Below are 14,656 nucleotides of genomic sequence, written 5' to 3' on the forward strand. Positions count from 1 at the left end.
GTACTAGCTCATCGCTTTACTTTTCTAGCGACATTACGTCGTTATGCCCACCTGTCAGAATCTCTTATAGAAAGGCTATATTCCAGTAATAGCAAAGTCTATTGCATCTATTAGCAATTCGCGGGATTGCGCTAAAGAACCGGTGCAGTCCTGTAGCACATCTTCGGGTATGGAACTCAGTTGTTGAGTCAGGAATAGGTATGTCTCGCCTTCGAATTCTATCTCCGGCGTAAGATTTTTCATATAAAGATTATTTCTAGTCGTATTCTTTGTCAGCGGTACAACTAACCTTGTTGCTAATTGGTCAATTACAGAGTTTTGAACATCTACAAGAAAGGGGTAAGCTTTATTAGTTTTTGAGCTTGGGTTTCTGTAAACATCAAACTGTGCCATTAGAAGTTCCTGTACTCATCACCTATACTGCCGTTCTCAGCAACAAACTCGTTGTACGCAGCTATGGCAGCTTTGTTTTCTTTTTTCCACCTTTCATCTTCAACACTTTTCAACTTGTCTTTAAGTGCCTGTTCTAAGGTTGCAGACAGGTTAACTTTTAAGTCTCTAGCTTTTTGCAATAAATCGCTGTTTAAGCTTAAATTAGTCGCTTTTTTTGGGGCATGGATGTCATATAAATCTTGCATGCTATCACTCCAAATTGTTCTACATATTAAGTATACGCATAGGGATGCGCATTGCAAAAAATAGGTTCTTAACAAGCCCGGAATTGTTATGTAGAGATGTATACATATAGTGCCGGTCTTACTCTCAATTAAACTGCAAAATTAACCGAGTAATCGCATCGCACTGTGTCGGCACTGAACCCGTTGCTGATGTTGATTCTGCGCGTATTGCTCTAGGTGAATTACTTTGCCGGCGGCGTGCTTAAAGCAGGTTTCAAATTGCGTGGTTAATGTTATCCAATGTTCGTGTTCAATATTGAGACGCTCTAAAATAGGGGGTAGGTTATGTTGAACCTTGCCACGCTTGTTTGGGTGAATATATCGGCTGGTTATATCTACAAGCTGTAAGTAGTCTGGAAGAGTAAAAGGTAAACCGTGTGGCATCTCTTGTCTTGGATTGCCTACAAAAGGCATAAGTCTTTTAGGTGTTTTGCCCAGCCTGGCTGCGTTAATACGGTATTTAATACTGGTATGGTCTGATGTTTCAGGAGTTTTGGCCATCTTTGCTCGTATTGGGTTTAAATCAACATAAGCCATACAGGCGGCAAGGGCTGACTCATCTAATAGCGCTTGTGACTTAAACCGTCCTTCCCAAAAATGACCAGTACAGTCGTCCTCTTTATTTGCGGCCCTGGCAATGTATTCATTCAGTGCACGCATAAACCAACTGATATCGAATAGCCTTTTACGCCATACTTCAGCCGTTAACTCAACCGTTTTAATTTGGGTTTCATGTAATTCTTTACGTAAATCTGGTGATAAGTAGCGCTGTGAGATTAATGTGCCTTTGTACAGTTTATGCCAACGTTGAATCACGTCTTCTGTACTCAGTGCGTCTGCTTTCTCTTTGTTTACGTGTAATACCAGATGCGTATGATTACTCATTACCGCATAAGCGCATACATCGATGGCAAAAACCTCACTTAAAATATGAATACGGTCTTCTACCCATTGGCGACGATGCTCAAAGCTTCTACCGTTTTCCTCGCCACATAGGAAAGCACGACGAACGCAGCGGGAAACACAGTGGTAATAGGGCGTATCCGATAAACTAATTTGAGACTTTCGGGCTTTAGGCATTGCGACTGTCCGACTCTGATTAACTCGATTAGCAGTTTGGATGGATATTTAGATTAAAGAAAGTGTACGAAGGGACAGTTTGGGTGTTTTCGAATTATGTCTGTCTTGCTTACGTTGTTGTACTCACTCTCTTGCGCCAAAAAAATTCAATAAAGTCTTTTTAAGCTGCCATAATTATTACTGATCTGTCAGAACACCAATAAAAGGATATTACTATGACACTTTGCAAGACTAACGCTTTTTTTATGGCTTGTTTAATTATGTTAGCAGGCTGCTCGAAAAGTCAGCAGGAATTATTAAAAGGCCATTGGGAATGTAATGGACAAGACGATGGCGTCAAGTTCACGGGGAGTGTGGAGTATGTAAGTAATGGCAGCTCAAACGTGATGCTTGAAATGAGTATGAAAGAGTCGGGTACAGAGGTTGAATTCGATGTTATAGCTCAAGGCACTTGGGAGCTCAATAAAAACGAATTACTTGAGTCATTTACTAAGCTTACTATTACCCGTTTTATTGTAGATGGACGCAATTTACCACCTGAACAATTTCCTCAACAATTGAAAGAAGCCTTTATTGGAACCGCCACGGGTTCAGAAATCATACAGTTGGATGAAAGGGTTTTATTAACTAAAAATGGGGGCTCTAAAACTACTTGTTCTCGTCAATAATCTGAAAGTCTTTGAATTCTAGAAACTAAACGCTGGCTCTGTTGTGCCAGCGAGGACTAAGCAAGACACAGGACAAAATGAGACAGGCATCTTTGTCTAAAAGGGTCTACATTATGGGTCTGTCTAACTCGTTATTTTTACGTCGGTATCCGCTATATATGGAAGCCCACTGTAGTGGATAAAACCAAGTTGGAATCAAGGAATGATGAAGAGATTACTGATAGTTATAACTGCTCTTGTTGTTATAGGCTGTAATGAAAATCAGCCGAAAAACCACTCCCCAGAAATTGCATTAGCGAAGATAATCGGCAATGGAAATCAAACCGTTGTAAATGACGTTAAACTTTACCTTTCTGATAAGAATGCATACAAACTAAAACACAAAGACGGACTAGAAGAAAGCGGATTTGATGGAGCCTTTGAAAATTCATTTGACCTTACATTTGTAATTATAGAAGGTCTAAAAAGCATCAACCGTGTAGTGATTGTAGATTGGAGAGAGGATGCGCAACATGTCTTCGATTTATTAAACGATTTATCTAAAAATGCACTTTCTACTTGCAGCATATCGAGCCAGCTGGCGGACGATATGATGCAAACTCAGTTCAATATATCTTACTACTTAGAATCTAGTGAATCTGGCTTTTTATTCTCAACCTGTGCAAAAAGCATGGGGTTAGAAATTATTGGCATTGACGATGGATCAGACACGTTCGTCTTGTCTTTAATACCAAGTGGCAACGCGGCAAAACTCAAAACATATTCGCAGCAACTAAAATTGAATATAAAGACATACGATAACCGTGTGACTAGTTAGTTGGAGCGAAGAAGAACGTGCTGCGATAGCTTTTTTGTACTGCTTAAACTTTTCTATTTTTTTTCGAGGCAAAAATGACCAAAAATGAGATACCTATTATTGCTAAACAAGCGCTTTCTGAATATCTAGAGGAACCAGGAAGCGTTCTCTATAGTAGTAATGAAGCATAAAGGCCTACCTCATTTAAGTCGCTACTCTCCTGTAGGTAAAACTGAAGTTATCAAGTGGCTGTTAAGTAAGATACAACAAGTCAATTAACATCGCAGCTTTGATGCAGCCGCAAAAGGCTGTATCAAAGCTGTTACCTGTTATTCACTTAAAGGAATGCAAAGCATGCTCTACAAAATAGAAGAACAAGCAGAAGTATTTGAAAAGTTGGAACCCGTAGAGTTCAAAGACTTTTCTAGCTTTGGAAAATTAGAGAAAGATCTAGAAAACTTAATTGCGAACAGTATTTTAGACGTCTTATTTGAAGACGCTAGATTGATGCCGGTGTTTCAAGAACGACAATAGCAGGCAGAAGCTGACATATATGCACTGAATGAAAGTGGCGAATTAGTTATATTCGAGCTAAAGCGTGCATCTGCCGGGAAAGATGCTGTTCATCAAGCGCTGAGATATGCGCAAGATGCTGGTCAATGGAGCTATCAAAAATTAGAAAATAAGTTCAAAGAATATAGCAAAGGCGACATGTCGCTAGTTGAAGCACACAGAGAGGCTTTTAGTCTTAAGCACCAATTAGAGCCTAAAGAAATTAATAATAAACAGCACTTATTAGTTATCGGCAGTGCAGCGGATGACTCATTAATATCTTCCGTCGACTACTGGAAGAAAAGTGGTATATCCATCGATTTCTTGCCCTATAGAATTTATGAACTTGCTGGCGAAAAGTACTTTGAGTTCTTTGCGCTTCCCTATGATAAGCACAAAAACCCAAGTGATGTAAAAGGTGTATTATTTGATACAAATCGCAGTTGGAATGAGGACTCTATTTGGTCGATGATGGATAATAGTCGTCTGGAGACGCCAAAAGGTTTGTTCACCATGTTCATATAGGCGACATTGTTTTATTTTCCCACAAATGGTGTGGCTTGATAGCTGCTGCAAAAGTGAAAGGTGAGGTTAAAGCGCCAGACAGTGAAACATTGTATCGAGACGTAGAGTTTTTAACTCCCATCCCAAACCGAAACGATAACACGTTATTGGCTATGCCTTTTTCAGAAGTGAGTTTTAAAACAGGTAAAAGTTTCTTTTGGGCCAGAACGATAAAAGTACCTTACTTAACGAAAAGCGAAGCACTCGAGTTAGTCGATGAGCTTAATAATTATTTACATCGCACTTAACAAGTTAACGCGGTTGGGGTTCTTCACAGTTAAAACTTTAAGCGCTAGTGCACTTTTAATGGCCTTTTGGTAGTTTCTGGCTACGTTTCGGTGGACTGTTACAGGTCCTTTAAAACGCATTGTTAGTTCAGCATTTTATTAGTTGATTTAAGGAGGGTGGTTTTGGCAAAAATTCTAATATTTGGAAACTCTGGTTCTGGAAAATCTACGCTGGCACAGCATTTATGCAAAACACAAGGTTTGGCTCATTTAGATCTAGATACATTAGCGTGGAAACCTACTAGCACTCCTGAGCGAAAGCCTATTGATGAGTCTGAAGAAGAGATAAAGGCTTTTATTTCTTCTAACGACAAATGGGTAATTGAAGGCTGCTATACAGACTTACTAAAAACTGTAGAACAGCAGTCTACTGAAATTATATTTATGAACTTATCCATTGAAACCTGCATTTCAAACGCAAAGGCGAGACCTTGGGAGCCCCATAAATACAAAACAAAGCAAGCCCAAGATGACAACTTAGCAATGCTTATTTACTGGATTGGGCAATATTCAGAAAGAAACGATACATTTTCTTATGCGGCACATAAGCAGTTTTATGATAGCTACCATGGTCATAAAAAGATGATTACGCAAAATGTCCCAACCGAGACAAGTTAGGCAAATTCGTTAATATATGAAATAGGTGAAACGGAGTTTCTAGTGAAAAAAATCTACTTCTTGCATTATCACTTCTAGTGTCAGCTACGGTATCGGCTGAAGATATTAAATTAGATCTTAAGCAGCTTGCCCAACAGTACTTCGACACAATGGTTGCTACTCAGGCCCCTGGCGCGACAAAAGTTGAGCTTGAAAATCACTTAAATTTGCTCGCGGATGATGTTGGTCATTCACATTTGCCATGGGTGATAGACGATACGCGATTACCTGACGGTAAGGAGCAAATGAGAGAGGGCATGACGTTCTATTTAGGCGCACATACAGAATACAGTGCTGAGCTGTTAGATGTTTTTACATTTAATCATTCTGCTATTGCTATCAGGTATAAGAATTATGCCAAGGGCGTGCATCCGCAAAACAACCAGCCTATTGAATACAGTCAAGTAATGATGGAAGTACTAGAAATAGAGAACGGTAAGATTGCTGTAATTCGAAAGTACCATGAGTAAGTTTCATTTTCGATAGCCGTTTAGGTAACAATTGTATTTTCGGTTGCAATAAGTTTGCGTACACCTAATGATAGTGTTACAAGATGATCTTTAAGGGCAGGGTAAAATGACGAAGAACCGAAGAACAGCCATTATCAGGCTTCTTCTGCTAGTCAGTACTATTGTTTCCTTGTTTTTCGTTCCGTGGATATTGGTTAAAGCCTGGATCCTACCTTTGCCACACACAGTACAAGAACAAGTTGATGAGGCAATTAGCCATGGCTTTGACGGCATGATTGTTTACGTGGATCAGGCGGGAAAACCTCCAGCTTTTTACACAGCAGGCTGGAAAGATAGAGATAACAAAATACCCGCTGCCCCCGACTCTTTATTTAAAATTGCCAGTATCAGTAAGTTGTACATTGCTGTGGCTATCACCAAAATGGCGCGAGAACAGCGACTATCCCTAGACGATTTACTCGTTGATCATTTACCCGAACTCAAAGACAGAATTGAGCATTCAGAAAAAATAACGCTTAAAATGATGGTGCAGCATAAGTCAGGAATCCCTAACTTTACTGATAATGCTGCCTACTGGGAAAACGAACCGGAAAACAGCAAGCGAGCGCTCGACTTTGCGCTAGATCTTCCGGCGAGTTTTGAGCCAGGTGATGGGTATGAGTACTCCAACACGAACTATCTGTTGCTTCGCAAGATTATGGATAAGGTTTTGGGGTACAGTCACCACGAGTACCTTAAGCAAAACGTTTTGCTTCCGCCTGAATTGAGCAACACCTATTTTTCATTGAGCGAAGTTAATATGGACGACGTGATGAGCGGCTATTACGTTGGTTACAAGGAAGATGTTAAGGCGCGCGACTACGGTATGCTAGCGACAGCAGAAGATGTGGGTAAGTTCTTACGAGCGCTAAACAACGGCGCTATTTTCAATGAAGGCGAAGCGGAACTTTACCCTTATGTGTTCGGACATGGAGGCTTGGTTATCGGTTACCAGAGCCTTGCAGAATATGACAAAGACCTCGATACCGTGGTCGTCCAATTTATCAATACCACTGACTTTGACGGTTACGAATGGAACTTGTCTGAAATCACAATTAGCCGAATTTTTAAAATACTAAGAAAAGCAGAAAACGAATAGATAGTGAGCTTGGTGAGGCGTCTCTATAAATTGGGGCGTGTTTAATTTTGGAAACATGAGCAAAGTAAATAACCGCCTAACTAAGGAATTATAAATGATTTCAAAAATTACAAATCAAGTTCCTCTCCTTTATTTGCTTCTTATTTCTGTGGGGTGGGGGATATATTATTCGTCACCTAGCGAAATAAATAATATGGGCGCGGCGAATTTTGAGTGGCTCTTTATGCTCGACGCCTTAATAGTTTTACCGGTGTTATGTCTTTTCGTTGAAAAAAATAAGCAAAAAGCGAGTTTGAAAGCAGCAATTTTGTGTTGTACCGCTATCTTTATTGGCAGTGTAATAATCCCAGAACAGAATAAAGTAATTTTCCATTACCTTGAAGGTGGTCGTTACGTGGTTTTGGCAACCATTCTTCTGTTGGAATTTTCAACATTCATCACTGTCTTGTTGGCATTTAAAGCTTTACTCGCGAAAAATGAAGATCCGGATGTAGCACTTCAGAAACCCATAGAGAGAGTCTTCGGACGCTCAGTTTTTTCTAACTTACTTCAATTCGAAAGTCGTATGTGGGCTTTTGCTTTCTTTTCGTCGCATATAAAAAGTAGAGCCTATAACGGAACTCAGCATTTCTACTACGACAAAAAAGACGGTGCTCAAAGTAATCTTCTCGGCTTTATAGCATTAATGATTATGGAACTTCCGCTTATGCATCTAGTGCTCCATTTTACCTGGTCTAGTTCTGCAGCAAATGTTGTAACCGGACTTACGTTATTCGGATTAGTGTTTTTCTTTGCTGAGTATAAAGCGGTAGCTAAGCGCCCAATTTCGATTGATAGAAACAAAATAATAGTTCGTTATGGGCTATATCCATCACTTCATATTCCCGTATCTAACATAGATAAAATCGAGGCTCACTCAAGGTTTGTAGGGCGTGCTTCTGGTGTCAAACGTTTCAACTATTCCGGCGTACCGAATGTAGGCATAAAACTGTATGCACCAATTAATGGTAAGCATACGATATATTTGGGCGTTGACTCGCCAGAAGTGTTTATAAGCAGTGTCAAGCAGATACAAGGTGCTAAATAACATCAATAATATCTTGTTACTTAATGAATAAGGTCTGAAAGAGGTTGTGAGTTATACTACTGAGGCTTTTAAATCTAGACCCCAACCCGAAATTAAATTACTTAATATGCAAAAGGCCTTAGGAACCGCTTCGGTTGTTTTATTGATGTTAAATATTGCGTTCAAAGACATTATGTTGTTCTAGAAGAATTTACTTTTTTGCCCAAGAAAAAATAAAAAACAACGCCAAAGGAAGGCCAATGAAGAAGCATTTAGTATCGTTTTTGATCTTATCAATCCCTTTTATTTGTTTTTCTAAAGAATTATCCAGCGAATTTAAGAATAACTTAATTTACCTAAAACCTAAGCTCGCGGACGGAACTACCCTGACATTTTTTACTGATACTGGTGGTGGTTGGAATGCGATCTCACGGGAGCTTAGCGAAAAATATGGTTGGGAGATAAGTCAAAAAGAATCTGAAAATGGGGTTATTGAGGTTACCGATATGCCTCCGTTTGATCCAGAAGCGTCAATTCCCTTGGCGGGATTGAATAATTGGTGGGCTGGAAAATTACAAGTAGTACCATCCGAAGAATTTAGCTCGACCACGAAAAGCGACGGAACGCTAGGCGGACGGTGGCATGCTGAAAAAATAATAGATTTTAATTACTCTGAGAAAAAAATAGAAGTGCTAGATGAAACTCCTACATCAACTGAGTTTTCGACGGTTCCTTTGGGATTTCAAAAGGGCATGGATGGAAGCTATACAATGGCTTTTCCAAGTATCGACATCTCAGTTAATGACACAAGGATTCCGATGTTATTAGATTCAGGTGCTTCGGCATGGCCATCGACAGAAGCGATGGAAAAAGGAGGGCTAAAAGGTGGTCAGGTTGCGACTTCTTTCATTGTCGCTTCAATATTCGATGAATGGGTTAAGTCTCACCCGGAATGGTTAGTGATTGAGGATGCCTGTGATTTTTCTCATCAACCCATGATTCGTATTCCGTATATAAAAATTGGCAATAAAACCGTTGGCCCAGTTTGGTTCACAAGAAGACCAGACAGCAGTTTCCACCAATTTATGTCTTCGATGATGGATAGGCGCATTGATGGCGCACTAGGAGGTTCAGCGCTTCAGTACTTAAGACTCATAGTTGATTACCCCAACGAGCAAGCGTTGATAGCTGACGAAATTTGATAACAACGAGATAATTAAGCCAAGATGTCTAATTTAATAACCCCTATGTTTATGCACATTTTTCTTTGTGCATTGCTCTACGTATTTCTCACGCTAGCTCGCGCGCCTTCGGTATGGGGAGTAGGGAAAAACAAAGATGGTTCAAACCCGTTTGCTGATATACAGCCTAAAGTAAGTGCGAATCTGAGCAATCAGTTTGAATGGCCGTTATTTTTTCACGCTGTTTGCGCCTTGCTAATTACCTTAGGTGAGCCAATTAGCAATTCACAAGTCTCCCTTGCGTGGGTATTTGTTATTGGCAGGGTGCTGCATAGTCTTGTACAAATATTTACAGACAATATTAGATTGCGTGGTTTGGTGTTTACTATCAACTTCGTTGCCGTTCTTGCAATGTGGTTGTTGCTTTTTATAGAACAGGTTTTAGTTTAAAGAGCGTAAAGGTTATGGAAGAAGTATTTGAACCGCTGGGCCGCTTTATACTTCGAGTAATAAAGTGGACTATCATAGACGCTTTTATGGAATTCGTTTTGAAGGGCACGGGCCATGTGGTGATTAAATTGCTAACCTTCGGCAAGTACCCAAGAGCAGGTCGTGATGAGGGAAGGACCGTTGCTGTTGGTTTTCTAAGCTTTGTGGTGGTTTTTGTCTGTCTTGCGATGATTGCTTAGTATTGAAAAAGGATATCTGCGATGAAATTAGAAAAGTGGGCGAGCATAAGAGAAAAAGGAAAGCAGCGCTTCGTTCTAGTTTATGGCGTTTTAGGCTGGGGAGTCTCTACCGGTTTATTATGGTCATTACTTATGGCGTTTATCGAGCCTTCCGAAAATGTCTGGGGGAAACTCGCCATTGCGATGATCATCTTTCCCATTGCGGGGCTCGCTTTTGGTCACTTAACGTGGAATAAATCTGAAAAAGCTTTTGCAAAAGAAACGACGAAAGCTGTATAGAATGGCTAGAACATGTCTTGTAATAACCAATGAAGGGAAGCCGCTGTTGTTAAGTATCAAAAAATTACTGGTTGTTTCATTAACTTTGCTTGTAGTTAGTTGCGCCAATATACCTATTGCAACAATGCTTGAGTTTCGCTCATTTGATGAGGAGAAATTTGTTGAACTTGACCCCAATCATTTACTTACGAAGATTTACTTAGACAAGCCTGCCGAAATAAAGCCAGAAAGCACCTGGCTTACTTTGGGTGTTAGCTCCTCAGAGCAAGAAAGAAGTTTTAAGTATAATCTTGAGGTTATTTCAGAAAAAACACTGCCGGCCGAGTCAGGATGGCTGAGTAAAACGCCAGCGCGAACTGAGTATATTTTAGGGTTAAGTGCCGACGCAATAAAAGAATTCACTGAACTTCAAGAGTTCATGGATTCTGCATCGCCAACGGGCTTTGATCTTCACGTTAATACTGGGTTTAAAGAGGCGGCAAATGACATGACAAGCATCACAATGTCTATCTTTTTAAAGCTTTACGCTGATGAAGACTATTTTACGCTAATCGATAGAGCGGAACTAGATATCGAGAAAGGAAGCGAGTAACTTCTATTAGGCTGGCTTTTTACCCATAACAAAGTAAAGTAATAATCTTCAGCTCTTCAAGCTTATTTAGAGAAGTACATGGAAGTATCTAAAGCCAGTATTCAAAAAGCAGTAGCTAACAATATCATCTCCGAGCAACAGGGCATTGCTCTGTACAATTTCTTTCAAGAAGAAAATCAGCATACTCCCTCTTTTACCTTCACCCATATTCTGTACTACTTAGGTGGCCTTATTGCAATTGGCGCCATGACTCTATTTATGAATTTAGGCTGGGAGCAATTTGGTGGTGCCGGCATCGTGTTTATCTCTATGCTTTATGCTGGCGTGGGCTCAAAGCTTGCCAATTCCTTTGCGCGTAAGCATTTAATAATACCAGCAGGGATCTGTGCCACGTTCGTAGTTTGTTTAACGCCAATTGCTATCTACGGTGCGGAGCAATGGCTAGGGCTATGGCCCGACGACAATACGGTTTTTCGCCAGTTTCACCACCGCATTAAATGGCTATGGTTATATATGGAACTTGGAACGCTAGTAACTGGACTTGTCGTAGCATGGCGATATAAATACCCGTTCTTAATAATGCCGATTGCGGTAACGCTCTGGTATATCAGTATGGACGCTGTGATGCTCGTTATTGACCATGAGGACTTATGGAACAGCTACACGTGGCAATTCCGAGCACTTGTGTCGATGTACTTTGGCGCGTTGATGACGCTATTGGCGTTCTGGGTGGACATCAGAGCACGAAACACAGCAGATTACGCGTTTTGGCTTTATCTTTTCGGTGTTTTAGCGTTTTGGGGCGGCCTTACCAGCCAAGATTCAGACAGCGAACTGTCTAAATTTGTCTATTTCTGTATAAACCTTGCCATGATTGGCGCTGGTGCTCTGTTGGTTCGACGTGTCTTTGTCATATTTGGTGCTTTGGGATGCTGTTTATATTTAGGTCATCTTGCTTCTACCGTTTTTGAAGATAGTTGGCTTTTCCCTGTAGCGCTATCAGCGATCGGTTTAGGCGTCGTATATTCGGGAATTTGGTGGCAAAAGAATGAGGCTCGCATAACAAAGAGTGCGCAAGCGATACTGCCGAAAGCGCTACAGGAACTATTAGCTAATAAAGCTTAGTTCACCTAGGCAGTAAATAAACCAGTAACTAACTCAATACAGATAACAATTAACAAAAGATAACGCTTACGCAGTAGTAAGGGGAAAGAGGTAAATGGAGATGTCGGAAAATAACGTAGAATTTAAGGAGCCTGGTCGCCTCACTACGTGGATAAAGTATTTATTGTACGTACAGGTGGCTTTAGCGCTTATAGCCATTGGTTCCAACTTAATGGAGTATCAACTTCTAACAGATTTTCAAAATGGCGTTTATTTCAATCAAGAAATGGCCGTTGCAGACGCTGAGTCCAATGACAAAAGGCAGCAGATAATTGCTTTTTCGTATTTGGCGGTGTTTATCATTTCCGGCATCTTAATTCTTAAATGGATTTATCAGTCAAACCAAAATGCGCGTTATTTAGGCGCTAAAGATATGACGTTTACACCTGCTTGGTCGATAGGTTTCTATTTCATTCCTATTGTGTCGTTATGGAAACCTTATCAAGCGATGAAAGAGATTTGGCAAGCCAGCCAAAACCCTAACAATTGGCAGTTAGAAAAAGCAGGCCCTATTTTAGGCATATGGTGGTTTTTCTGGATCGCCAACAGTGTGGTTGGACAGGTCGTTTTTCGTATGTCCAGAAGGGCACAAGAAATCTCCGAAATAATGAATGTTAATCTGGTTTCGCAGGTTTCTGAGGTCCTATCCATTCCACTAGCCATAGTTACTTGGTTATTGATTAACAACATCTCTAACATGCAAAAAGCACAGATTGAAGGTGACGTGGAAAAAGCAGAAACTGCAGAAGATTCAGATTTACAACCCGCAAAATAGTAGTATCCATTTCGCTTGTTGCTCTGCCACAAAGGTAGAGCAACTGTCTTTATAAGACTAAAGTCTTACTCTATATGTAAACGTTAAGTAAAAATTAAGTTGCGCGACAGTGTCGTTATACTTAAGTATAACAAAAGGTCAGGATAACGCTGGCTTACGTACACATCTTCGTTTCTATACCTTTGATTTAATACAATAATGGGAGCCATACACCCCCAGTAATAAAGCGGCATAGAAACGCGCACAATACATGTAGGGGAAAAATGTATGTCAACTTCAGGAACGGGGGCGCTTGCTTTCTTACGCAAAGAAAACATTGTCGCACCAGATGGCTATAACCGCTGGCGGGTTCCGCCAGCATCTATCGCAATCCACCTTTGTATCGGGTCTGTTTATGCGTGGTCAGTTTTCAACACGCCGCTAACTCGAGACTTGGGCGTTGTTGCGTCTTCTGCTAACGATTGGAGTTTATCTTCGGTTGTTTGGATCTTCTCAGTGGCTATTGTTTGCCTTGGTTTAGCTGCCGCATTTGCGGGTAAATGGCTAGAGAAAGTAGGGCCTCGTTTTGTAGGCGTGGTTGCGGCTTTCTTGTGGGGCGGTGGTTTTATTGTTGGTTCGATAGGTATCTCTACCCATCAACTTTGGCTGCTGTACTTGGGCTACGGCGTACTCGGCGGCTTCGGGCTTGGGCTCGGTTATGTATCACCGGTCTCAACACTCATACGGTGGTTTCCCGATCGACGAGGTATGGCGACAGGCCTCGCAATTATGGGTTTTGGTGGAGGTGCAATGATAGGCGCTCCGCTTATTAGTGCACTGCTTGAAACCTTTCAAAGAGCGCCAGAATACTTAGGTGCAGAAAACATGGTTGCGCTGGTTACCGAAGAAGGGCGTCGTTTTGCAGAGACGGCAGCAGGAAAAGTAGAAGTGGTTATTGCCTCTGCAAATCAAGCGGCCTCGTTCGGTGGCGAAGCCGGTGTTTATGTCGTTGGTACGGGCGAAACTGGTGCGGCATCGACTTTCCTTACCCTTGGTATCGCTTATTTTATTGTAATGATGTTTGCGTCTTTCCAGTATCGCGTACCGAAAGAGGGGTGGAAACCAGAAGGTTGGCAGCCTAAACCTGAAGCATCATCGAAAGGAATGGTATCGAAAAATCACGTCCATATTGATCAAGCCCTTAAAACACCTCAATTTTGGTTGCTTTGGATAGTATTATGTTTCAATGTCACCGCGGGTATTGGCGTTATTGGTGTAGCCAAGACCATGATCAATGAGATCTTTGGAAACTTAGCCATTGTTACCGCAGGTTTTGCGGGTACCTATGTATTGATGATCTCGGTATTTAACATGGTAGGGCGTTTCTTCTGGGCTTCTACGTCTGACTACATTGGCAGAAAGAATACCTACCACTGCTTTTTCGTAATAGGTACGCTGCTTTACTTGTCTATCCCATTCTGGGCTGGAATGGGGAACACCACCGCGTTAATTGGGTTCTACATTGCAACAATGATAATTTTCACAATGTATGGCGGTGGCTTTGCAACTATTCCTGCATACTTGGCAGATTTGTTTGGTACCTTACATGTAGGCGGCATTCACGGCCGATTGCTAACAGCATGGTCTACTGCCGGCGTATTAGGGCCATTCGCTATTACTTATTTGCGCAATATGTCAGTAGAGAATGCAATTGCCGATTTAGCGGCAAAAGTCGACCCTGCCGCGTTTGCAAGTAAGTTCGGTGCGCCAATGACTGACTTGCAAAAATTGGTAGAAGCAAAAACGGTAACGGTTGCACGCTTGCTGGAAATTGCGCCAGCCGGAACGGTAGACCCAACCTCTACGCTCTACAATACCACTATGTATGCAATGGCTGGCTTATTGGTATTGGCATTTATTGCTAACTTACTTGTAAAACCTGTACGAGAGAAGCATCACGTAGAGAACACGCACCCCGAACTGGAGCCCGCGCGAGCAAGCTAATTTACCAATCGAGAATACCCGCTTTATAGCGGGTATTT

20 protein-coding genes are annotated in these 14,656 nt (G+C 41.3%); 17 read left to right on the top strand and 3 right to left on the bottom strand.

Annotation, left to right across the window (positions count from 1 at the left end; genetic code table 11):
* Window positions 1-75: 75 nt before the first annotated feature.
* The 3 genes from ACFI6J_RS20300 to ACFI6J_RS20310 form a co-directional block, all read right to left on the bottom strand.
* Entirely contained in the window at window positions 76-393 is a 318-nt protein-coding gene (locus ACFI6J_RS20300; RefSeq protein ID WP_156086392.1) for a CcdB family protein, read from the bottom strand.
* Window positions 393-638: a type II toxin-antitoxin system CcdA family antitoxin gene (locus ACFI6J_RS20305; protein WP_156086393.1), complete on the bottom strand. Its 246-nt coding sequence runs from the start codon at window positions 636-638 to the stop codon at window positions 393-395. The genes ACFI6J_RS20300 and ACFI6J_RS20305 overlap by 1 nt, the downstream gene beginning before the upstream one ends.
* A gap of 141 nt (window positions 639-779) precedes the next feature.
* Window positions 780-1,757, bottom strand: a complete 978-nt coding sequence (locus tag ACFI6J_RS20310) for a transposase (RefSeq protein ID WP_156086394.1) — start codon at window positions 1,755-1,757, stop codon at window positions 780-782.
* 215 nt (window positions 1,758-1,972) lie between these two features.
* Between ACFI6J_RS20310 and ACFI6J_RS20315 the strand changes: the two genes are divergently transcribed.
* The 17 genes from ACFI6J_RS20315 (at window position 1,973) to ACFI6J_RS20395 (ending at window position 14,618) form a co-directional block, all read left to right on the top strand.
* Entirely contained in the window at window positions 1,973-2,425 is a 453-nt protein-coding gene (locus ACFI6J_RS20315) for a hypothetical protein (RefSeq protein ID WP_156086395.1), read from the top strand.
* Window positions 2,426-2,627: 202 nt separating this feature from the next.
* The gene (locus ACFI6J_RS20320) at window positions 2,628-3,242 is read left to right on the top strand and encodes a DUF6630 family protein (protein WP_231506467.1); all 615 of its coding nucleotides are present in this window, start codon (window positions 2,628-2,630) and stop codon (window positions 3,240-3,242) included.
* Between the two features lie 333 nt (window positions 3,243-3,575).
* Window positions 3,576-3,755 carry a hypothetical protein gene (locus ACFI6J_RS20325; protein ID WP_231506468.1) on the top strand — a complete coding sequence of 60 codons (180 nt, stop codon included), beginning with the start codon at window positions 3,576-3,578 and terminating at the stop codon, window positions 3,753-3,755.
* Between the two features lie 177 nt (window positions 3,756-3,932).
* The gene (locus ACFI6J_RS20330; protein ID WP_231506469.1) at window positions 3,933-4,298 is read left to right on the top strand and encodes a hypothetical protein; all 366 of its coding nucleotides are present in this window, start codon (window positions 3,933-3,935) and stop codon (window positions 4,296-4,298) included.
* 35 nt (window positions 4,299-4,333) lie between these two features.
* Window positions 4,334-4,585, top strand: coding sequence for a hypothetical protein (locus ACFI6J_RS20335; protein ID WP_231506471.1), 252 nt, complete (start codon window positions 4,334-4,336; stop codon window positions 4,583-4,585).
* 162 nt (window positions 4,586-4,747) lie between these two features.
* Complete coding sequence (locus ACFI6J_RS20340; protein WP_156086396.1) at window positions 4,748-5,242, top strand: AAA family ATPase; 495 nt, start codon at window positions 4,748-4,750, stop codon at window positions 5,240-5,242.
* Window positions 5,243-5,319: 77 nt separating this feature from the next.
* Window positions 5,320-5,751 (top strand): nuclear transport factor 2-like protein, encoded by a 432-nt coding sequence (locus ACFI6J_RS20345; RefSeq protein WP_061485829.1) that lies wholly within the window; start codon window positions 5,320-5,322, stop codon window positions 5,749-5,751.
* A 106-nt stretch (window positions 5,752-5,857) separates the two neighbouring features.
* On the top strand, window positions 5,858-6,889 hold the full coding sequence (locus tag ACFI6J_RS20350; protein WP_061485830.1) for a serine hydrolase domain-containing protein: 1,032 nt from the start codon (window positions 5,858-5,860) through the stop codon (window positions 6,887-6,889).
* 94 nt (window positions 6,890-6,983) lie between these two features.
* Window positions 6,984-7,976 (top strand): hypothetical protein, encoded by a 993-nt coding sequence (locus ACFI6J_RS20355; RefSeq protein WP_156086397.1) that lies wholly within the window; start codon window positions 6,984-6,986, stop codon window positions 7,974-7,976.
* Window positions 7,977-8,215: 239 nt separating this feature from the next.
* Window positions 8,216-9,157, top strand: coding sequence for a hypothetical protein (locus ACFI6J_RS20360; RefSeq protein ID WP_156086398.1), 942 nt, complete (start codon window positions 8,216-8,218; stop codon window positions 9,155-9,157).
* Between the two features lie 24 nt (window positions 9,158-9,181).
* Complete coding sequence (locus ACFI6J_RS20365) at window positions 9,182-9,586, top strand: MAPEG family protein (protein ID WP_156086399.1); 405 nt, start codon at window positions 9,182-9,184, stop codon at window positions 9,584-9,586.
* Between the two features lie 14 nt (window positions 9,587-9,600).
* The gene (locus ACFI6J_RS20370; RefSeq protein ID WP_156086400.1) at window positions 9,601-9,825 is read left to right on the top strand and encodes a hypothetical protein; all 225 of its coding nucleotides are present in this window, start codon (window positions 9,601-9,603) and stop codon (window positions 9,823-9,825) included.
* 21 nt (window positions 9,826-9,846) lie between these two features.
* Window positions 9,847-10,104, top strand: a complete 258-nt coding sequence (locus ACFI6J_RS20375) for a hypothetical protein (protein WP_156086401.1) — start codon at window positions 9,847-9,849, stop codon at window positions 10,102-10,104.
* A 1-nt stretch (window position 10,105) separates the two neighbouring features.
* Window positions 10,106-10,696, top strand: coding sequence for a hypothetical protein (locus ACFI6J_RS20380; protein WP_462558507.1), 591 nt, complete (start codon window positions 10,106-10,108; stop codon window positions 10,694-10,696).
* Between the two features lie 78 nt (window positions 10,697-10,774).
* On the top strand, window positions 10,775-11,821 hold the full coding sequence (locus tag ACFI6J_RS20385; RefSeq protein WP_156086402.1) for a DUF2157 domain-containing protein: 1,047 nt from the start codon (window positions 10,775-10,777) through the stop codon (window positions 11,819-11,821).
* Window positions 11,822-12,032: 211 nt separating this feature from the next.
* Window positions 12,033-12,635: a DUF4328 domain-containing protein gene (locus tag ACFI6J_RS20390; protein WP_232362836.1), complete on the top strand. Its 603-nt coding sequence runs from the start codon at window positions 12,033-12,035 to the stop codon at window positions 12,633-12,635.
* Window positions 12,636-12,902: 267 nt separating this feature from the next.
* Window positions 12,903-14,618, top strand: coding sequence for an OFA family MFS transporter (locus tag ACFI6J_RS20395; protein WP_156086403.1), 1,716 nt, complete (start codon window positions 12,903-12,905; stop codon window positions 14,616-14,618).
* Window positions 14,619-14,656 lie beyond the last annotated feature (38 nt).

The sequence above is a fragment of the Alteromonas sp. G4i13 genome (genome assembly GCF_054960505.1).